The organism is Treponema parvum, from assembly GCF_017893965.1.
GTDB lineage: Bacteria > Spirochaetota > Spirochaetia > Treponematales > Treponemataceae > Treponema_D > Treponema_D parvum.
The window spans coordinates 41,160-61,965 of record NZ_CP054142.1 but is presented as its reverse complement, the minus strand read 5'-3'; the positions used below and the strand labels follow the sequence as shown (position 1 = coordinate 61,965).

The window sequence follows — 20,806 nt, the reverse complement described above, 5'->3', positions numbered from 1 at the left end:
TTGAAATGTCTTAAGTAAACCCATATACTTATATAATGTTCCGCATATATGTAGAAAGAAAAGAAGGTTTTCAAAACGAAGCCGCCCGCTTTTTTTCCGAAATAAGGGATTTTTTAGGAATCAAAGGAATTACGGGCGTACGATATTTAAATCGCTACGACATGGAAAACATCTCAAAAGATGTCGCGATGTCCGCCGCGACTCGTATTTTTTCGGAGCCGCAGAGCGACCTTTACACGTTTTCAGAAATTAACGTAGAAAAAGACGAAACCGTCATCGCGTGGGAATACCTTCCCGGGCAGTACGATCAGAGAGCGGATTCTTCCCGGCAGTGTCTTCTTTTGCTGCGTGAAGATCTTTCGCGGTCGGTCAGAACGGAAGCGAACCCTCCTCTCGTGCACTGCGCAAAGATGCTGATTTTAAAAGGAAATTTGTCGACCGAAGACATAAAAAAAATAGAAAACTATGTCATAAACCCTGTAGATTCGAGGCTCGCTTCTCATGAAATTCCTGAAACCCTTGTTATGAAAACAAAGGATCCGGAAGATATCGAAATTCTTGACGGTTTTATTTCTCTAGATGAGAGGGCTCTTGAAACTTTGCGACTGGACATGTGTTTGGCGATGGATTTTGCGGATATAAAATTTTTGCAGGATTATTTTAAAAAAGAAAACCGAAATCCTACGGAAACCGAAGTCCGTGTTTTGGACACATATTGGTCGGATCACTGCCGTCACACCACTTTTTTAACCGAGCTCAGCGACATTCAAATTGAAGACGGCCCTTATTCGCAATTATTTAAAAAATCCTTAGAAAACTATAATTCCATGAGAGATGATCTGTATGCTAAAAAAAGCGGCAAGCCGGTAACTCTTATGGATATGGCGACGATAGGGGCCAAATATCTTCGTAAACACGGCAAACTCGACGATTTGGAAGTTTCCGAAGAAAACAACGCCTGTTCGATTTACATCGACGTGCATTACACGGCCGATAAAAACGGAAACCTCGTTACAAAAAATTCCGAAAATTCCACCGAACGCTGGCTCTTGATGTTTAAAAATGAAACGCATAATCACCCTACGGAAATAGAACCCTTCGGCGGAGCGGCCACTTGTATAGGCGGAGCTATAAGGGATCCGCTTTCGGGACGCTCGTGGGTATACCAATCAATGCGCATTACGGGAGCGGGCGATCCCACCGTTCCTCTTTCCGAGACTTTGCCGGGAAAACTTCCGCAAATAAAGCTTGTGCGTGAAGCCGCCCAAGGATTTTCTTCTTACGGAAATCAGATAGGGCTTACGACAGGGCAGGTAACGGAATTTTATCACGACGGATACAAAGCTAAGCGCATGGAATTGGGAGCAGTCATCGCCGCCGCGCCTGCAGACACTGTCATACGCAAAACCCCTGAAAAAGGGGACGTCATAATACTCTTGGGCGGCGGTACCGGACGGGACGGAATCGGAGGAGCGACGGGATCTTCCAAAGTCCATACAAAAAAATCCGTCGTTACGGCGGCGGCTGAAGTACAAAAGGGGAACGCAGTTGAAGAGCGAAAGATCCAGAGACTTTTCAGAAATCCCGACGTAAGCCTTATGATACTCCGCTGCAACGACTTCGGCGCAGGAGGCGTTTCCGTAGCGATAGGGGAACTTGCGCCGGGGCTGGACATCAATCTGGACGCCGTTCCTAAAAAATACGAAGGCCTTAACGGTACGGAACTTGCCATTTCAGAATCTCAGGAACGGATGGCTGTAGTTGTAAAAAAAGAGGATGCCGATAAGTTTATCAAGGCTGCTTCCGAAGAAAATTTGCAAGCCGTCGCAGTAGCCGTCGTAACCGATACGAACCGGCTCGTCATGAGGTGGCGAAAAAAAGTCATCGTAGACATAGCGCGTGAATTTTTGGACGCAGCGGGAGCCCCGCATAAGGCGAACGCCCTTATCGAAAGCCCTGCGAAGCCTGAAGATTCTTCTTTAGCGCATCCGCTCGCTTCGGTTTTAAAAGAACTTAAAAACAAGGGTGAGCCCGAAAACCGTCTTAAAAACGCATGGCTTAAAAACATGTCGGACCTCGCCTGCTGTTCACAAAGAGGTCTCGGCGAAAGATTTGACGGTTCCATAGGATCGTCCAGCGTTCTGTTTCCGTACGGAGGAAGACGGCAATGCACTCCCGAAGCGGGAATGGCTGCAAAAATCCCCGTGATCTCTCCTTCGGAAACTTCTACCGTAAGCCTTATGTCATTCGGCTTTGACCCCAGAATAAGCGAATGGAGCCCTTGGCACGGCTCTCAAATATCGGTTCTTTCTTCTCTTGCAAAAATTCTTTGCATGGGAGGAAGACCTGATACCGCCCGTCTTTCTTTTCAGGAATTTTTCGGCAGGGCGGTAGACAAAAAAACTTGGGGTTATCCTGCCGCAGCTCTGCTGGGCGCGCTCGATGCACAAAAAGCGATGGGAACCGCGAGCATAGGCGGAAAGGACAGCATGAGCGGCAGCTTTGAAAACATGAACGTGCCGCATACGCTCGTTTCTTTTGCAGTCGCCCATGAAGAAGTAAAAAACGTGACCTGCGGTTCATTTAAAAAAAGTGGCAGTTCCGTTTATATTGTCGTAACTCCCTATTCGGAAAAACTCGTTCCCGATTTTAAAGCGTTTAATGAAAACGCGAATACCCTGTATCGGTACAACAGTGAAGGTAAGATTTTTGCAATGTATCCCGTATGTGCCGGAGGAATTGCGGAAGCCGTAACCAAAATGGCCATGGGAAACAACATCGGCATAAAAATAATGTCCGTCCCGAAAGGCGGCGCCGTGTACGGTACGAGTTCATCTTTTTCGGATATTCCGTTTTCAAATCTGTTTACGCCGCTCTACGGCGCCGTCATAGTTGAAACGGATCTTGATCTTGAAAACGACCCCGATCTGGTTCATAAAACAGTAATAAAACTCGGGGAAACTCAAAAATCCCCCGAAATTACGATTTATGCATCGGCAGCTGCAGCGGAGGCTGAAAAAGATTCGGAACCGGTTTCCATACCATTAAAAGAAGCCGAAGATGCATGGGAAAGCACTCTTTCGAAAGTGTTTCCTATAAAGTCGGAAAAAAATTCTTTAAAAGATCTGCCGGGTTTTGCAAAAAAAACACATCCTTCCGTAGCGGCCGTCAGAAAAAACCCTGCTTTTAAAACCGTATCCGTAAGACCCTTGGCGCTGCTGCCTGTTTTTCCGGGCACCAACTGTGAATACGATATGGCGAGAGCTTTCAATCTTGCGGGAGCAAAAACTAAAATTCTTGTGTTCAAAAACAATACACAAGAAGCGTTGCAGGCTTCTTTAAAGGAATTTGAAAGAGCGATAGCCGAAGCCCAAATCCTTGCTCTTTCCGGCGGATTTTCGGCAGGGGACGAACCTGACGGTTCGGGCAAATTTATAGCGAACGTCCTTCGCCAAAATAATATTGCGGACGCGGTCATGTCCCTGCTTGAAAAACGGAACGGCCTCATACTCGGCATATGCAACGGTTTTCAAGCGCTCATAAAAACGGGTCTTTTGCCCTACGGCAAGATCATTCCGATAACGCAAGACATGCCAACGCTGACATTCAATACGATAGGACGGCACGTTTCAAGAATTTCGCGCACAAAAATAGTTTCGGCCGTAAGCCCTTGGGCGCAGGATCCGTCGGTAATTGAAGACAAAATACATCTTGTTCCCGTGTCGCACGGCGAAGGAAGGATCTTTATGCGTTCCGAAGAAGCGAAGTTTTTGTTTGAAAGCGGACAGGTTTTCAGCCAATATACGGATGAAACGGGGAGCCCCGCGCTTTCGGAGCCTGACAATCCCAATGGATCCTTGTTCGCCATAGAAGGAATAACAAGCCCTTGCGGAAAAATTCTCGGAAAAATGGGTCACAGCGAACGAACGATAGGAAGCGGTAAAAACGGTTGTTCAAGGGATTTAATAAAGAATGTTGCGGGCGATCCGCTTACAAACGAACATGAAAGTTCCTGCCAAAACATTTTTGCCGCAGGCGTGCGTTATTTCAGTTAAATTGTGCGCTTTTGCGCACGAAAACGGCATGCGAGGAGTTTGTTTATGAAAAAAAAACTGACGGCTATGACGGCCTTATTGGCCGCTATGTCTTTATTTATAAGCTGTAATTCAAACAGCCCCGATCGGTTCGGCTGGTACGAAGACTTTGACAGGGCGAAAGAGGTCGCCCAAAAGAACGACAAGGACATTCTTTTTTTTGTGAGCCTTATAAACGAAGACGAAAGGAGCGCTTTTTTCAGCGAAAATATAATTCGAACCAAAACTTTTAAAGATTTTGCAAAAAAGTCCTTAGTATGTGTAAATTTGGATTTTTCCGCAAAAAAATATCCGGGTCTGCCGGTCGATGAATCCGCTTCGGAAAAAGTAAAAAAATCTATGATAAAACTTCAGCAAAAATATGACAAAAACTTACGTATAGCGACGAGTTTTTACGTAGAATCCACTCCCGCCGCGTTTTTGATCACAAAAGAAGGGTATTTTATTTCTTCTCTCAGCTGCGACGGCTCGATCATTAAGCCGGAAGATTTTATTTCCGTCATAGATTCCAAAGCGGAAGAAAGATCCCGCTTAAACGCCCTGGTTGAAGCTACGAAATCCGGCGGAAAAATCGAACAGGCAAGGGCGATAGACGCCTTATATGAAGCGACCCCTCCACAAAACCGAATTCTTTTGGCAAATGAAATAGAGCGCTTTTTAGAACTGGACAAGGAAAATGAAACCGGCCTTATCGGGAAATACACAACAGCGTCGGTAAATATCGAAGTTCAAAAGGCTTTTATGAACGGAGACATGAAAGCTGCCGTTGAAGCTCTTGAAAAAATCACTTCTTCAGACTTTGTAACGGATGAAGAAAAGCAGCAGGCGTATTATATGTCCGCCTATATTTTGAGACAAACGGATGTTGCAGATATCGATGTTACAAGAAGGATTTTTGAACTTCTTCAAAAGGCCTATGCCGCAAGCCCCGAAAGCGAAGCTGCGCCGGAAATTCTGCAGGCCATAGAAATAACAAAGGAAGCTTTCGATCTGCTGCAGCAGCATCTCAGCGAAGATAAAAGGGAACGGCTGCCTGACGGCCCGCTTTCAAATTAAAATTTCAAAGAGCTTTTCCGTATGAAAGCTGCATCACTTTCTTCGGCAGATATAGGTTTTTCAGCGCTTTTAATTTCGGCCCTATGCCTTATAGCGCTTTCAATGCTTTTTTCCATATCGGAAAGCTCCTTTTTGTCCATAAACAAGCTGAGGCTGCTCTCTAAAATAAACCGCCGCGATAAAAAGGCCTTACGCGCAGGCAGGCTTTTGCAAAAAAAAGAAAAAATGCTTAACACTTTACTGGTGGCAAACGAACTGGTAAACACCTTGCTTTCCGTCATTTTAACCGCAGCGGCGCTAAAACTTTTCGGACCTGCAGGAGTAGGGATAGCTACCTTTTTTGCAACCGCATTATTGCTTGTCTTCGGAGAAATTACGCCCAAGGCTATTTCCACCCGTCATCCCGACGTCTTCGCCTATAATCTTTCACTTTTCGTGCAGACCGTAGTCAAAATTTTTTCACCCGTGGTTCCTATCTTTACATTCGTTTCCCGCGCCGTATTAAAACTTTTCGGCGTTGAAATCAAAAAAAGCTCAGGTTCTTTTACCGAAGAAGACATCAAAACAATTATAGACGTAGGTAAGGACGCAGGGCTTTTCGGTAAAAGCGAACAAACAATGATGCACAGCGTCTTTAAATTTACCGATCTTGAAGCGCAAAGCATTATGATTCCGCGCACGGATATAGTCGCCGTTCCTATTAACGCCAGCCACAGAGATATTTTGGAATTATCTGAAAGAACGCATTTTTCGCGTTTTCCGGTTTATCGTAACGACATAGACGACATCGTAGGCATTCTTTATATAAAAGACCTTCTGTTTTATACAGGATCTCAAAAAGATTTTAACGTACAAAACATCATGCGTCCGCCGCTTTTTGTTCCGGGAACAAAAAACATATCGTACGTACAAAATCAGCTTGCAGAAAAACATCAGACCATAGCCGTAGTTATCGACGAGTATTCCGGAACGGACGGAATTCTTACACGGGAAGACATAGTGTCCGAAATTTTCGGGATCATAAAAAAAGATTCTCCTGAAAACCGTTCTTCCGTCGATCTTTCAAAGCTTGAAACCTCCGGCGAGGGTCCGGTTCCCGGCGAAACTCGTCTTATAGACTTAAGAGAAAGCCTTCATATACCAATAAATTCGGATATAAACGAAACCCTGGGCGGCTGGATAACGGAAAGACTCGGCCGCCTGCCGGAGAGCGGCCGCATCCGCGAGCGTTCGGAATTTGTTGATTTTGCGGGATTCCGGTTTATCGTAGAAAAGTTACACGGCCGGCGAATTGAAACAGTGCGCGTGAAAAAGCTGTCGGCGGCTAAGGAGAATGTGCCCTTTGCGCCGTCTACTGCGTCTAAAGCCCGGTCTGAAAATCAAAAGGAAAAAGAAAAATGAGCACCCTCCAAATTATTCTTACGGTTTTCTTTTTCTTTGTCCTCGTTTTGTGCATAGCATTTTTTGCGGCGTCCGAAACCGCATATCTTTCAATTTCAAGTTTTACGCTTAAAAGAATGCTTAAAAATAACGAAAGCGGCGCAAAAAAAATAGCGGCTCTCTACAACCGCATGGACAGACTTTTAACGATTGTTTTGATAGGAATCAATTTTTTCAGCACTTTAGCGGCTTCAATAGGCGCAGCCGCGGCTATTTCCATTCTCGGCGCCCAAGGAATAACCGTGTCCACTATAATTGTCACTTTTATCATAACGATAGGAGGGGAAATCGTCCCTAAAACCGTAGCGGCTTCACATCCTTTGCCCATCGCAAAAAACGCCGCTCCCGCCCTTTTGGTACTGCAAAAAATTTTTTTCCCGGTCATATGGACTTTTACAAAGATATCCCAAGCCGCTTCATCCGCTACCGAAAGGTTCTGGAAACACGAAGATCCTCTTATCACTGAAGAAGAGCTTAAAACCCTCATCGACGTAGGGACCAAAGAAGGCGTCCTTGAAAGATCCGAACAGCATATGTTCTACAAATTATTTGAATTTAACGACCTGCATGTTTATGACATAATGCGGCACAGGTCTTTAATAAAAGCCGTCCCCGTAAACATAAAAAGTACCCGCCTCGTCGAAATTTTTACGAATACGGGACTTTCAAGACTTCCTGTCTACAAAGGTTCCATCGAAAACATAACCGGTTTTTTTCATTACAAAAAACTTTTGTTTGCGGGGAAAAAAGAAATTTCAAAATCGGATTTTGTCGAAAAAAATCAAAGCCCCGCTCTCTTTGTTCCCGAATCCCTTACTGCGATAGAATTGCTTACGCTGTTTAAAAAGAACAACGACGATATAGCCGTCGCTCTTGACGAACAAGGCTGTGTAGCGGGGCTTGTGACTATGGACGATCTTTTGCGTTCCGTCTTTGACAGAATCACCGACGAATTTTCAATTTCCGAAGTACCGCCTGAAAAACGCATAAAAATTATTTCCGCAAATGAATTTTTAGTTCCCGGCGACATGCACATTAAAGACGTAAATTCCGTGTTAAAACTTAACCTTAAATCCGAAAATTTTATAACGCTCGGCGGCTGGCTCTTGGAACGCTTTGACGCCTTGCCTTCGACCGGCGAATCAATAAAAAAGGACGGTATGTTGTTTGTTGTCGAAGATCAGGCTTCCCGCCGGATACAGACGGTGAGAATAAAATTAAATTGCCGCTGACGTGCCGACTGACATGTTGACGCAAGGCGGTTTTCAGCTCTTAGTCTGTTCTGCCATCTTACAGATTATCTTGGCAGTTCCTTCTATTCCTAAAAAAGAGCTGTCTATGGACAGATTGTAATTGTTACACTTTCCCCACGTGTTTTCCGTAAAAGTGTTGTAATGGTTTGCACGGCGTTTATCGATCTGAGTGATTATCTTTTTAGCCTCTGCGGCGGGAAGTCCGTACTCGTTTACCGCGCGGTCTATGCGGTCGTCCAAATTAGCGTAAATAAAAATATTGAATATGTCGTTTTTATCCGTTTCCCCTGAAGAATTTATTATGTAATCCGCACAGCGGCCTACGATTACGCATTTTTTATCTTTTGCGATGTTTAAGATCACCTTTCTTTGAGCGTTAAAAATTTGATCCGCCAAAGGCAAAATCGGGTTTGCAGCCCCCGGCGTTGCTCCTGCCGTACCTATCGCATAGCTTGAACCGAGCATCATATTGTAAAGCCATCCGCTTGAAATATTCTGTTCGGTCTTTGCGATAAAGTCAGGGGAGAGGCCGCTCTCTTTGGCAGCCATGTCTATAAGTTCTTTATCGTAAAATGAATATCCCAACATTTCGGCAATTTTTCTGCCGATCATTCGTCCGCCGCTGGCATACTCGCGGCTTATCGTAATAATATTTTTCATATGAACTCCTGTCAGATCGTTTATGGGCATCTTAAAGAACTCGCCTTTAGCGAGTTTTATAGCTTATCCGCCCTATCTCTATATTATAACCTCAAAATAAAAATTTTACCGCCACAGAGTATTCAAAATATTCGGAAGAAAAGCCGTCTTCCGCGTCGACTTTGTAATATCCCTTGTCTCTTTCGTTTGATTGATATGCTTTGGAAGTATGAATTTCTTTGGTCATAAGAAATCCTGCTTCCAATTTAAGTAAAATTTTCTTTTTTAAACTGTAATTTGCAGCGATTTTCAGTTTTTCGGCGCAAAACCGGTCGTATCCCATATCTATATAGTAAACACTTTTCATAAAATGAGAATCCCTCGACCACATGTACACATACGGCGCAACGTAGCCTGAAACCGAAAAATTCCATTTGCCGGAAAAAACCCAATCTGCTCTGCAGCCGAGCCAAACATAGACGTCCCGTCTTTCATAATCTATCACTTTTCCGAAAAAATCCTGGATCGTGCTGTAGCCGCCGCCGGCATTGTAGGGATAAAAATTGTCTTTCCCGTACCAAGCGGTTCCGTCGCGCCCTGAAAAATGCATGTTCTGGTATTCAAGGGCGAAAAGCGGAAAAACAAATATTTTTTCAGACGGGCGAAACTTGTAAGAGATTTCTCCGAATGAAGAAAATCCCGAAGTCAGAAAATTGTCGTGTTCGGAATAATTTGTCTTTACGGAACGATTTCCGGTTCCCCAATGATAGTCTTGAAGCCAGTCGGAATCCTGCATATAGCCGCAGGAAGCGGGAACGAAGCCTTTTAAATTTACAAGAAAAGAAAATTTTTCGGAAGCGGCTTCAAGGTCTACGCCGTAAAACCACAAAGGCTTCATATCCCATTCAAGATAACTTAACTTGTCGGAAGAGCCTTTGTCGTAATATGCATATTCGCCCATGCGGCCGTATATGAACCCGAGCGACGCCTCAGCCGACCACGTCCATTTCTTTTTATCGCTATGACCGCTTTGAGCGCAAACAAGAGCCGTTGCAAATGCAAGAGCTGTCGCTATAAAAAACTTTCGCCGTTTATTCATGTTTTCTTCCGTAATTACGGTCTTAAGTCAAAATTCATTTGAGCGGATCGACCGAAAAAATTTTTTCAAATTGTTTACGCACCGCTTCCATGTCCCTGGGATACGGAGCTGTAAAACACATCTTTTTCCCGCTTAAAGGATGCGCAAATTCAATACCGTAGGCGTGAAGCGCCAAACGATTTAAAAGAGGTTTTTCTTCTTCTCCGTCGCCGTGCCAATTACGTTTAACATCGCTCAATCGAACAGGCTTTTGATTTCCGCCGTACAAGGGGTCGCACACGATGAAAAAACCGTTTTCTGCAAGATGCGCTCGAATTTGATGCGTCCGCCCGGTCTTAGGTCGCGCTTCTATCCATGAATAAGGCCCGCATACTCCAAGCAGCCTAAAATCCGTGACGGAAGTCTTTCCGGAACGCTGATTCGCTACGGTTCTGTGGCGGGAGTCTCCGTCAACCTGTAATTTTAAATCAACGCGCAGAGTTTCCCAAAGCGGACGCCCGTTTACCAAACAGTGATAAATTTTTTCAACTTTTCTGTTTTCAAACTGCATTGAAAGAGCCTTATGCGCTTCCGCCGTACGCGCATACACGATTATACCGGAAGTGTCTTTGTCTATGCGGTGCACTGCGAACAACTTTCCGAATTCTCTTTCGGCGCTAAGATCAAGCCTTGGAGCGGCCGCGTCATAGCGGTCGGCTGCAACCAAGAGCCCGGATCTTTTATTCAAGACTGCAATATCTTTATCGCAGTATATCACTGTATAATCGGGAACAAATTTCATATTGTCAAGTATAGCAAAAATTTCGCTTATTGCAAAAGCGCGGGTACTCAGCTGTCCGGGACAAGAGCTGCGGAAATGTATGAGCGTGGGAAAAAGCCTACATTAAAAGTAAAAAGCGGAACGCAAGGCAGCGTCCTGCCGTTGCGCAAGAAATTTCGCGCTTCGCCCTCTGCAAAGCGGCGCAGTTAACCCTAATAGGCTGCCCCTGTAGTCGTCTCAGCCTCCATGTCCTGCCAGCCAACACACATCCTGCCGTATCCTTCTTGCCCTAATTTCGGTTTGCTTATATATTTTATCTGTGTCTGTCTTATATATGGTAGGAACGCCCATCGGGAACCTCGGCGACATAACCTTACGGGCGCTTGAAACATTCAAATCCTCAGACTTCGTCGCATGTGAAGACACTCGACACACTCTTCAGCTTTTAAATCATTTTGAAATAAAAAAACCTCTTATTTCCTGCCGCGCACAAAACGAACTTTCCGCCGCCGCAAAAATCATTAAACTCCTTGAAGAAGGAAAAAACGTCGCCTACGCAAGCGACGCGGGAACACCTGGCATAAGCGATCCGGGCGCAGTTCTGGCGGACGCGGTAAGAAAGGCCGGTTACAGGGTAATCCCTATTCCCGGCGTTTCGGCTTTGACGGCGCTCGTCAGCGTTGCAGGAACAGGGGGAAAAACCATTATCTTCGAAGGCTTTCTTTCTCCGAGCCCCGGAAAACGCAGAAAACGCCTTAAAGAGCTTTTGCTTACCGAAGAAGCCTTTATCTTATACGAATCGCCTTTCAGAATCTTAAAACTTTTGTCCGATCTTGCCGATATAGAAGGTATGCGCAGAATAGTAGTCGGCAGGGAACTTACCAAGCTGCATGAAGAAATTATAGAAGGTTCTGCAAAAGAACTTTTTACTAATTTTCAAAAACGTGATATACTTAAAGGAGAGTTTGCCGTTTTTGTTTCCGGCATAAAAAAGTCTCAACTTTAGAAAAATATTACCGATAATTATATAAAGGCAGGATAATATGATGATAGATAAAATAGGAGGAGTTAATTCTCTCAATAACCTTCAAAACACAAAGCGAACCGACGAAACTTCAAGGTATGACGCAGGTTCCGATTCTATTTTTGTGTCCGAAGAAGCCCAAAAAATGGCCGAATCTTTTTATCTTAAGGAAGTTGCGGATGCAACTCCCGACGTGCGTGCAGATCTTGTCGCCGAAATAAAACAAAAGATAAAAGATCCGTCATATCTGAATGCCGACACGATCGGTTCTGCCGCCGACCGTATTCTATCCAGCTTTGGTTTGTAGTCTGCCTTATAGCTTTATAAGGATGTAATAATAGGGAATTTAATGGTGTTTTAACAAAAAGGCGGATCTTGTGTTCCGTCTTTTTTATTAGTGCGAAGGTTCAATCCTCGTTGCCGCTTAAAGTTTCGCAGCAAAGCTTTGGCTGGGTTGTTGATTGTTTAAAATACGGAAATTTTATGGCTGATTTTATTTTTAAAATTTCACCGAATATTACATTGGGATCATACACGGCAACCAGACTGGGTCAGTTTTGCCGTGAATGGGGCTCCAAATTCATTGTTATCATAGATCCCGTATTAAAAGACGCCGGCGTTTCCGAAAAAATTTTACAATCTTTAGACAGCCGCAATCTTGATTTTTTTGTGTTCAGCGAAATTAGCGAAGGCGCTTCTACAAAAGCCATACAGCAGGCTCTCGCCCTTGCAAAAGATGCACATGTTCACGGCGTCATAGCGGTGGGCGGAAGCAAGGCTTTGCAGGTAGGGCGGGCCGTAAGCGCTTATTATTATGAAATACAGGATCTTTATTCCTTTGTAGACGGCTCTTTGCCTTCTTCGGCGTCTCTTCCGCTCATATGTGTTCCCACGACGCCCAGAGCTCCGTTTGTTTTTACGAATTTTATTCCCGTAACGGATTCAAGAACGATGAGCATAAAGCTGCTAAAAATTCAAAACGGACTTTGTAAACTTGTCTTATTCGATCCGAATTTAACCGTTACGCTCACCGAAAACCAGATTACCGCCATGTCGATTGAAATTCTTTGTCTGGCAATAGAAGCATATCTTTCACCAAAATCAAATTTTTTCAGCGATATGGTAATTGAAAAAGGCATAGAATTGCTTAGCTTCGCCCTTGACGGAAATCCTTCCCTTTCGACGACGCCCGCCGATGTCCTTCTTTCTCAAGGAGGATGCTTGGCTTCTTTGGGTTCTTCATGCAGCTCTCTCGGGGCGGCTTCTCTGCTTTCTTTGTGTATAAACTCGCGCTTTAGAATTTCACGCTCGCTTACATCGGCAATTCTTCTTCCGTACATAATCGAAGACGCAGGTCATTTTAAAACGGATAAGATTGTTAAACTGGCGCGCATATTTCGCACGGCGTCGACTTCCGACGCTCCCGAAAATATAGTCGCCGCCTTTTCAGACAATATAAGACAGAGAATCGCAAAGACGAATCTTCCGCCGAGATTAAAAGATCTGTCATTTTCCGTTGAACAACTATCCCTTGCGGCCGAAGACGCAGGAGAGCTTGACCTGATAACGTCCCTTCAGAGAAGTATGACTTCCGACGATCTGTTCGATCTTATAAAACTCGCCTATTAGTCTATAAAAAAATGATCGACCCGTCCAAAATTTTTCAATTAAAAGGCGGCCAAAAACGCAGAAAACTGGCTCTGTGCTTCGGCTCTCTTGAACGTGATATTGCAGGAATCGCCGAAAAAGGAGCGGAATATGATTTTCCGAAAATGCCGCGCCGCGAATACATAAAAAACCTTGTAAACATCCTTTTTAAAGATCCTAAATTAAGTCCCGCAGCTCAAAGCGAACTTCAAAATTTGTTAAACGAAGCTCCTTTTGACGAAAGGCGCGTCTGTAATTGCGCTAAAAATCATCTTTTAGCTATTTTAGGAACCTTTCCTGCGGAGTGGGATTTGGTCATAGCGCCGCATTCCGCCCCCGGCTTGCACGGCACTGTAAAAAAACGCTTTTTTTATCCCGGCGTCTTTATCTATGCGGAAGACATCCGCTCTCCTTTTAACATAGGCTCAATTTTTCGTACCGCAGAGGCAATGGGCGCACAAAAGATATTTATTTCTCCGGGATGCACGGATCCTCTGCAACCAAGGGCCGTACGAAGCGGCATGGGCTGTATCGAAACCTTGGAGTATGAAAAAAGATCGCTTTCAGATCTGCCTAAAAACATGCCTGTCTTTGTACTTGAAACGGGCGGAACCGACATAACGGATTTTGTATTCCCGAAGCAGGGGATATGCATAATAGGTTCCGAAGAATTGGGCGTAAGCCCGCAAGCTCTAAAAACGGCTTCTTACGGCCGCGTTACAATACCTATGAAAGGCCTAAAAGCCTCTCTTAACGTGGGAGTGGCGCTGGGAATATTGATGCAAAAATGGACGGAATTCTTGGACAGGGCGGATCGGGCGGCAGCCGTAGATTAACAAAAAAATATCCGCCGCCAATAGAAAAAGCCTGATTCAGTCGTTTTCTTTTTCAAGCGCTTGCCCGAGTTTTTTTACGATGCGGTCGAACTGTTCCTGGGACTCGATATGGAACATTACAAGCAAAGATTCGTCTATCTGGTAAAAGTCGATATTTCCGTCGTAATAATCCACCATCAATGACGCAAGCGAAATCAAAGACGTCAGTTTTCTGTACGCCTCAGGCGCTTGATCGGGATCGTGATGATAACGTATCACATTTGTTATGACTTCCGGAAAATTCCATCTTTCCGTTATCATAGCTCCTATTTCACCGTGGTTTACGCCTGCAATCATAAGTTCGAAAACCGGAACAGGTATGTCTTTTTCTGAAAATTTAGTCCTAAGATCGTTTATAAGATTGGGATGCGCCGTCTGAAAAAGCAGTTTTCCTATGTCATGCAGCAACCCGCATATGTAAGAATCGTCTATGAGTTGTCTTTCCGAAGAACAATAATTTCGCGCCATATTGTATGAAAAAAAGGCGACCTTTTTGGCGTTTTCCCAAATTTTTCTTTTGACCTTATCATTTCCCGGCGAAAGCGTTTCCATTGAACCGATTGAAAACAAGAGGTTTTTTATTCCGCGTATTCCGATAAGTTTTACCGCGTCCGCAACATTATGGCAGGGAGTCGCAAGCGCAAAGGCCGCAGAATTTACCAAGTGCAGCAATTCAGTTGTCAAAGAAACGTCGCCGCTTATGGCCGCAGCAATATCCGACATCTTTGAATCCGGATCGTTTAAGAGGCGGTTTATCTTAGTGATATGTTCAGGAAATTGCGGAATTTCGTTTATGGATTTTACGAATTCGGCGGAAAGTTTAGTGAGGCTGTCCTGTGTTTCTTTATTAAGAGGAAGCGTTATTCTCGTTATCGTTTCACCGTCTTGGCAAAGAGTTTGGAAATTTTCTTCGGTAAGCCCGATCTTTGAAAGCATGAGGATCATAATTATGAGCCCCAGCCCCGCTCCTTCTGAGCTGTCAAGTATTTGCGAAATCGCCTCGTTTATGGAAGTGTACTGCTGTGCGCGGGAAAGCTTGTCATGGACGCGCTTGTATTCAAAAACGGTCATTTCGGCATTGTTACGGACTTCTATTCTTATTTTGTCTTTTCGCATTTGAAGTCTGAATTTCACATAAAGCCCGGCTTTTTTTTGCAACTCAAGATAATAATTGATGTTTTTCATCGTATCTTCTTTAAAAGTCGCCATTCCTTTTTCGTAGTCGCCGATATTATTTATATCCAGATTTTTTGTCCGAAAATATACGCGTTTCGTATTGGCTTTTTTCGCATTGGTTATCAGTTCGCTCAAACAATAGCTTAAATATTCTATCATTTGTTTTTGGCCCAATTCGGTCAAAAAAACGGTCAAAACTTCCGTCATATATACTTCAACATCATGCGGCAAAGTATATGTTGTTATTGAAAGAGGGACGCCGGTTTCTATCGCCATCCGTATTTTAGAACGATCCACTGTAACCTTATTCGAATTCTCCATAACACACATACCCTTCTATAATATACTATATCATGCTATGTATAAAATTAAAACAAAAAAAGATAAAAATTCTCCAATATATCCGATATATTTAAAACTTTTTTGTGTTGTTTACATCAGCAGGCCAGGGGCTTCTTTATCATAGGTTCCAAAGATTCCGCTCCGAACCCCATTTAACCTCCAAACACGCTCCTGTTATACAATCGGCAGCATCGGTAACAATTGAAAGGGCTTTTTTCTTTAAATATACGGCGCCGCAGTGCGGCGCATAGGTTTCGACTATGTATTGCGCCCGCAAGGTATCTTCGAAAAGCAATTCCGTTTTGGCTGTTCTGCCTTTTCGGGCGGCGTTTTGCGGCGCAGCGTTGTATTCATAAATTAAAACTGAGTTGTATCCGGGTCGCGCACGGGAACGATACCCGTGTCTTTGAGTGTCCCGATCAGACTGCATTCCTTTTCCGTCAATTCAAACGAAAAAACATCCGCGTTTTGCCGAATTCGGTCGGCTTTTACCGACTTCGGAAGCGGAAGGAAACCCTGCTGCAAACACCATCTGACGCACACTTGAGCCACCGACGTTTTATGCTCGTCCGCTATCTTTTTCATTTGCGCGTTTTCAAGGACCAGCCCCGTCCCCATAGGACTGTACGCTTCAAGCAGCATTCCCTGCGATCTGCTGTACGAAACCGTTTCCGGCTGTGTTATTCCGGGGCAAAGTTTGATCTGATTTATCACGGGCTTAATCTCCGCCGTTTTTAAAAGTTCTTCGATATGGTGCTGCCTGAAATTACTTATCCCTAAAGAACGTATTTTTCCTTCACGGACGGCTTCTTCCATAGCTTTGTATGCGCCGGCGTTGGCTTTTTGCCATACGGAGCGCGTTTTAATGGGATTCGGCCAGTGTATCAGATACAAATCCAAATATTCCAAATTTAAATCTTTTAAAGATTTTTCTATCGCAGCCTTGGCTTCTTCATACCCGTGATCGTTATTATGTAATTTTGTAGCGATATAAAGATCCTCTCTTTTGCATTTGCCATGTTTCAGGAATTCGCTTATGGCCTTGCCTACGCTCGCCTCATTGCCGTACGCTGCGGCAGTATCTATGTGACGGTATCCGCATTCCAGCGCTGCAAGAACCGCATTATAACATTCTTCACCGTCTTTGGACTGCCAAGTTCCGAAGCCTATACACGGTATTTCATTTCCGTCGGAAAGTCTATATTTGTCGGTAATGGATTTAAAATTCATTTGCATTCCTCCTTTTATAATATCCATTTTTAACCTCACAATAATGAAATAGAAAAAAGTATAATACTAGCAAGGAGAACAAGTATTATACTTAAAAAAATTATTGATTATCCTCTTGGAGGAAACGGATCGTTTCCATGAGAATCTCGACTAGAAATCTGACCATTCATATTATGTATGAAGAGTTCAGAACCTTGATTTTGACTGATTGTACGCGCAATAGAAATTGCTCCAGCTTTTGTTGTTGAATGTGCACTCGCGCGCTGTGCATTAGCAGCTTTTACATCCCAGCCGCCATTAGGATTATGGACAACATGGTGTTGTTTCAAGAGGCTATCCTCCCACCCCGAATGACTCCTTGACACAAATTCTTCAAAATTTTATTGTAAGGTATTCACTATTTGTGGCTCATTCAGAGTTATATAAAGGTTTATAAAGGGCTATTAGCAGTTGCAGCTGTTTTTAGTCCTTTTTTATTGGAACAACGTTCCTCAGTGTGATGGACACAGTTAAAATATAGTAATCCATATTTTTAAAGTCAAGAACTTTTTTGTCCTTTTGTAAAATTATTTTTATGACCAATGTCCCGTATATTGATTTTTTGTCCCTTATATATTATTATAATGAGTGGGGTGTCTTTATGAAAAAGAAGAATGTTATCAATCTAATCAAATATTATTCAGAAGGCAATGATGTATCTTTTAGAGATGAAGCTTATGAAATTGCCAATGATTTTAATGCTTCTGGAGATCGAGAACTTGCAGAATATATTATGGCTCTTCTTTCTAAAGCTAACACATTCGTTCCTCAAATAAACGAAGACAACAATTCGTTTTTACATAAAATTGAGTATTCTAAAGAACCTCTTCCACTGCCTGAAATCATTAAAAATGATATTTTAGGTATTGTAAATGCAATTGGACAGAACGCTGGAATCAATAAATATCTTTTTTATGGTGCACCAGGAACTGGAAAAACAGAAACTGTAAAACAAGTTGCGCGTATTCTTTCAAGAGAATTATATGTTGTTGATTTTGATAATCTCATCGATAGTAAATTAGGCCAAACTGCTAAAAATATTTCAAACTTATTTTCTCAACTTAACTCGGTAGCTCATCCAGAAAGAATGATCGTGCTTTTTGACGAAATTGATGCTATTGCTTTGGATAGAACTAATTCTAACGATTTACGAGAAATGGGTCGTGCCACTTCAGCTGTTTTAAAAGGAATGGATAATCTCAATGAACAAATTGTAATGATAGCTACAACTAATCTTTATGATTCTTTTGATAAAGCTCTCTTGCGTAGATTTGATTCTTGCATAGATTTTAATCGTTATTCAAGAGAAGATTTACATGACATTGCAGAAATAATATTGGGACATTTTTTAAGTAAGTTTAAATACGCAGGCCGAAATCTGAGACTCTTTAATAAAATCCTTGATGAACAGGAATTTATTCCCTATCCGGGAGAACTTAAGAATCTTATAAAATCTTCTATTGCATTCAGTAAACCAAATGATGAATTTGATTATTTAAGACGCCTTTATACATCGATTACAAATAATCCAAATCCAGATGTAAAGGAACTACAGGAAAAAGGATATACAGTAAGAGAAATAGAAATTCTTTCTGGCATTTCAAAAAGTCATGTTTCTAGAATATTACAAGAGGCTTAATTATGAATGATATATTAAAGTTGACCGGTCATTTTGAACAAAGGAAAAATCCTAATAGACCAGGTCCTAGAAATCTTCCTGCTAATAAGAAAATTAAAGTTTCACATATTATAAACTTAAGGAATCAACTTATAGAAATTGATGAATATTGGAAAAATAAAACGCTTTTTCAAAAAGCACTTGTTTCTGTCCATTACACAGAAGTTGTTGCAAAAAGCAATCGTATTAAAGATTTATTATCGCAATATTCACAGAATACTAATGAAACAATAGTTGGTGCAAAATTTTCTAATGATTCAGAAGATGACCCGAAACATATTATTACCCATTGTGTAGACAAGAAAACTATAAGAGAAACTATTACACAATTGGATAAGTGTATTTCTATTATTCAAGCAATGTTCTCTGGAGAAGTTGATTTTGCAATAATAGAGAAAATCAACAGCAATTTAACTCCAATTCCGAACTTTTCTAAAACAAAATTTGTTTCTTTAATTGTCGATTGTTTTCATGTTGATTTTTTTGATGTAGATCTTGAAAAGGAATCTATTAACATAAATTCTATCGTTACTCTTTATAAAACAGATGTAAATTCTATTGATATTCTTAGGCAAATTGGAATTTCAGAAACAAAATATCAAAAAATAGATGTTGATACATTTATAATGAGCCCGGCAATTTTTGAAATTCTCAAACGAGAAGCACCTTATTTAATTGCTATGAAAGTTGAAGATCTTACCGAAATTCCTGCTGTTAGTATTGAAGAAGATATTGATGCAGATCCAGATTTTTCTATACTTGACCCAACAAACGAACCTGTTATTGGTGTTATCGATACTCATTTTGATAAGCATGTTTATTTTACAAAATGGGTAGACTATACAAATATGCAATCTTCTGATATTGAATTGGAACCAGAGGACTATGATCATGGTACTATGGTTTCATCGATTATTGTTGATGGTCCAACATTGAATCCTAGACTACAAGATAATTGTGGTAGATTTAGAGTAAGACATTTTGGAGTTGCCAAAAAGGGTTCTAACAGTTCTTCATTTATTATGGAAACTATAGAGAAAATAGTCGAAAACAATAAAGACATAAAAGTATGGAATCTTTCATTAGGTTCTGAACTTGAAATTGATAGAAACTTTATTTCTCCAGAAGCAGCTAAACTTGATTATTTACAGTTTAAGAATGATATTGTATTTATTGTTTCAGGAACAAATAAACCTGAGAATAAAGAATATCCAAAGAAAATAGGTGCACCTGCGGATTCTATTAATTCTATTGTTGTTAATTCCGTTGACTTCAATGATATTCCTGCAGAATATTCTCGAACAGGGCCGGTTCTTTCTTTTTTCAATAAACCCGACTTATGCTACTACGGTGGAACTTATGAAGATGGACTAACAGTATATGCTCCATTTGGAAAAAAGAAATCCTACGGTACATCATTCGCTGCTCCTTGGATAACTAGAAAAATGGCGTACCTTATCTATAAAATGAATTTTACAAAAGAAGCTGCAAAAGCATTGTTAATAGATTCTGCTGCAGGATGGAAAAAATTCAAATCAACAACGACAATTGCAGGTTATGGTGTTGTTCCAATACAAATTGAAAACATTATTCAAAGTCAGAATGATGAAATTCGATTTGTTATTTCTGGTAGTTCCATATTGTATGATACATATAATTATAATATTCCAGTACCTGTATATCAGGACGCCCAACCATTCATTGCTAAAGCTACTTTGTGTTATTTTCCAAACTGTTCTAGGAATCAAGGAGTCGATTATACTGATACAGAGTTAGACCTTCATTTTGGTCGAATCAAAGATGATTCTATTAAACCAATCGATAACAATATTCAAAATGACGAAGGAAGATATTTCTTAAAAGAAGAAAAAGCTCGTCAGCTTTACCGAAAATGGGATAATATTAAATTAATTGGTGAAGAGTTAAAAAATAATCCACGTGCACGAAAGTTGTATGATGATGGACGCTGGGGAATAAGCTTAAAAACAACGAAACGCTTAGTTGGTAATTCAGGACGAGGTATGGCTTTTGGACTTGTTATTACATTAAAAGAAATTAATGGTCAAAACAGGTTAGAAGATTTTATTCGACTTTGTTCATTGCGAGGTTGGCTTGTTAATAGAATCAATGTTGAAAATCAAATTGAAATTTTCAATAAATTTGAACAGGCTATTGAATTTGAATAAACCACACCGTTTTTTTCAAATATCGTGTTAAAAATACCTAATTGAATCATTAAAGAAGTACACGAATGTCGGATTACAACGAAGAAGCCTATGAGAATGCACCGGTCGAACTATTTCAAAACATGGGATGGGAACATATGGCTCTGATATTGAGCGCGACTGGTACTATATCCAACTACAGGTAATTTTATACAAGATTATAGCGTTAAACATACGTATATATTTATCCTACTGGTTTTTATAAAAAATTGAACATAAAATGTCTATT

At 41.7% G+C, this 20,806-nt stretch carries 16 protein-coding genes; 10 read left to right on the top strand and 6 right to left on the bottom strand.

Annotation, left to right across the window (positions count from 1 at the left end; translation table 11 throughout):
- Positions 1–35 precede the first annotated feature (35 nt).
- The 4 genes from HRQ91_RS00280 to HRQ91_RS00265 are packed head-to-tail and all read left to right on the top strand — an operon-like array spanning position 36 to position 7,822.
- Positions 36–4,055: a phosphoribosylformylglycinamidine synthase gene (locus HRQ91_RS00280; protein ID WP_210119749.1), complete on the top strand. Its 4,020-nt coding sequence runs from the start codon at positions 36–38 to the stop codon at positions 4,053–4,055.
- Positions 4,056–4,100: 45 nt separating this feature from the next.
- On the top strand, positions 4,101–5,150 hold the full coding sequence (locus HRQ91_RS00275) for a thioredoxin domain-containing protein (RefSeq protein WP_210119748.1): 1,050 nt from the start codon (positions 4,101–4,103) through the stop codon (positions 5,148–5,150).
- A gap of 21 nt (positions 5,151–5,171) precedes the next feature.
- The gene (locus HRQ91_RS00270) at positions 5,172–6,551 is read left to right on the top strand and encodes a hemolysin family protein (protein WP_210119747.1); all 1,380 of its coding nucleotides are present in this window, start codon (positions 5,172–5,174) and stop codon (positions 6,549–6,551) included.
- Positions 6,548–7,822 (top strand): hemolysin family protein, encoded by a 1,275-nt coding sequence (locus HRQ91_RS00265; RefSeq protein ID WP_210119746.1) that lies wholly within the window; start codon positions 6,548–6,550, stop codon positions 7,820–7,822. Before HRQ91_RS00270 ends, HRQ91_RS00265 begins: the two co-directional genes overlap by 4 nt.
- A gap of 33 nt (positions 7,823–7,855) precedes the next feature.
- Here HRQ91_RS00265 and HRQ91_RS00260 read toward each other — a convergent pair whose 3' ends face one another.
- From HRQ91_RS00260 to HRQ91_RS00250, 3 genes are all read right to left on the bottom strand, one after another.
- Complete coding sequence (locus HRQ91_RS00260) at positions 7,856–8,503, bottom strand: cytidylate kinase-like family protein (protein WP_210119745.1); 648 nt, start codon at positions 8,501–8,503, stop codon at positions 7,856–7,858.
- 91 nt (positions 8,504–8,594) lie between these two features.
- Complete coding sequence (locus HRQ91_RS00255) at positions 8,595–9,581, bottom strand: omptin family outer membrane protease (protein WP_210119744.1); 987 nt, start codon at positions 9,579–9,581, stop codon at positions 8,595–8,597.
- A gap of 34 nt (positions 9,582–9,615) precedes the next feature.
- A complete protein-coding gene (locus HRQ91_RS00250; protein WP_210119743.1) occupies positions 9,616–10,362 on the bottom strand; it encodes an RluA family pseudouridine synthase in 747 nt (248 codons plus the stop codon).
- A 313-nt stretch (positions 10,363–10,675) separates the two neighbouring features.
- Between HRQ91_RS00250 and rsmI the strand changes: the two genes are divergently transcribed.
- The 4 genes from rsmI (at position 10,676) to HRQ91_RS00230 (ending at position 13,848) form a co-directional block, all read left to right on the top strand.
- Positions 10,676–11,347: a 16S rRNA (cytidine(1402)-2'-O)-methyltransferase gene (gene rsmI / locus HRQ91_RS00245; protein WP_210120686.1), complete on the top strand. Its 672-nt coding sequence runs from the start codon at positions 10,676–10,678 to the stop codon at positions 11,345–11,347.
- 37 nt (positions 11,348–11,384) lie between these two features.
- Positions 11,385–11,672 (top strand): flagellar biosynthesis anti-sigma factor FlgM, encoded by a 288-nt coding sequence (locus HRQ91_RS00240; protein ID WP_210119742.1) that lies wholly within the window; start codon positions 11,385–11,387, stop codon positions 11,670–11,672.
- 176 nt (positions 11,673–11,848) lie between these two features.
- Positions 11,849–12,994 (top strand): iron-containing alcohol dehydrogenase, encoded by a 1,146-nt coding sequence (locus tag HRQ91_RS00235; RefSeq protein ID WP_210119741.1) that lies wholly within the window; start codon positions 11,849–11,851, stop codon positions 12,992–12,994.
- An 11-nt stretch (positions 12,995–13,005) separates the two neighbouring features.
- On the top strand, positions 13,006–13,848 hold the full coding sequence (locus HRQ91_RS00230; protein ID WP_210119740.1) for a TrmH family RNA methyltransferase: 843 nt from the start codon (positions 13,006–13,008) through the stop codon (positions 13,846–13,848).
- A gap of 36 nt (positions 13,849–13,884) precedes the next feature.
- Here the strand turns inward: HRQ91_RS00230 and HRQ91_RS00225 are convergent, their stop codons facing one another.
- The 3 genes from HRQ91_RS00225 to HRQ91_RS00215 all read right to left on the bottom strand — a co-directional run bounded on the left by HRQ91_RS00225 (position 13,885) and on the right by HRQ91_RS00215 (position 16,964).
- Positions 13,885–15,384 carry an HDOD domain-containing protein gene (locus HRQ91_RS00225; protein ID WP_210119739.1) on the bottom strand — a complete coding sequence of 500 codons (1,500 nt, stop codon included), beginning with the start codon at positions 15,382–15,384 and terminating at the stop codon, positions 13,885–13,887.
- Between the two features lie 378 nt (positions 15,385–15,762).
- The gene (locus HRQ91_RS00220) at positions 15,763–16,662 is read right to left on the bottom strand and encodes an aldo/keto reductase (protein ID WP_246473237.1); all 900 of its coding nucleotides are present in this window, start codon (positions 16,660–16,662) and stop codon (positions 15,763–15,765) included.
- An 80-nt stretch (positions 16,663–16,742) separates the two neighbouring features.
- Entirely contained in the window at positions 16,743–16,964 is a 222-nt protein-coding gene (locus HRQ91_RS00215) for a DUF2188 domain-containing protein (RefSeq protein WP_210119738.1), read from the bottom strand.
- A gap of 311 nt (positions 16,965–17,275) precedes the next feature.
- On the opposite strand from HRQ91_RS00215, the gene HRQ91_RS00210 reads away from it, so the two are divergent.
- Positions 17,276–18,313 (top strand): ATP-binding protein, encoded by a 1,038-nt coding sequence (locus tag HRQ91_RS00210; RefSeq protein ID WP_210119737.1) that lies wholly within the window; start codon positions 17,276–17,278, stop codon positions 18,311–18,313.
- Between the two features lie 2 nt (positions 18,314–18,315).
- Positions 18,316–20,538, top strand: a complete 2,223-nt coding sequence (locus HRQ91_RS00205) for a S8 family peptidase (protein WP_210119736.1) — start codon at positions 18,316–18,318, stop codon at positions 20,536–20,538.
- The last annotated feature ends 268 nt before the right edge of the window (positions 20,539–20,806 follow it).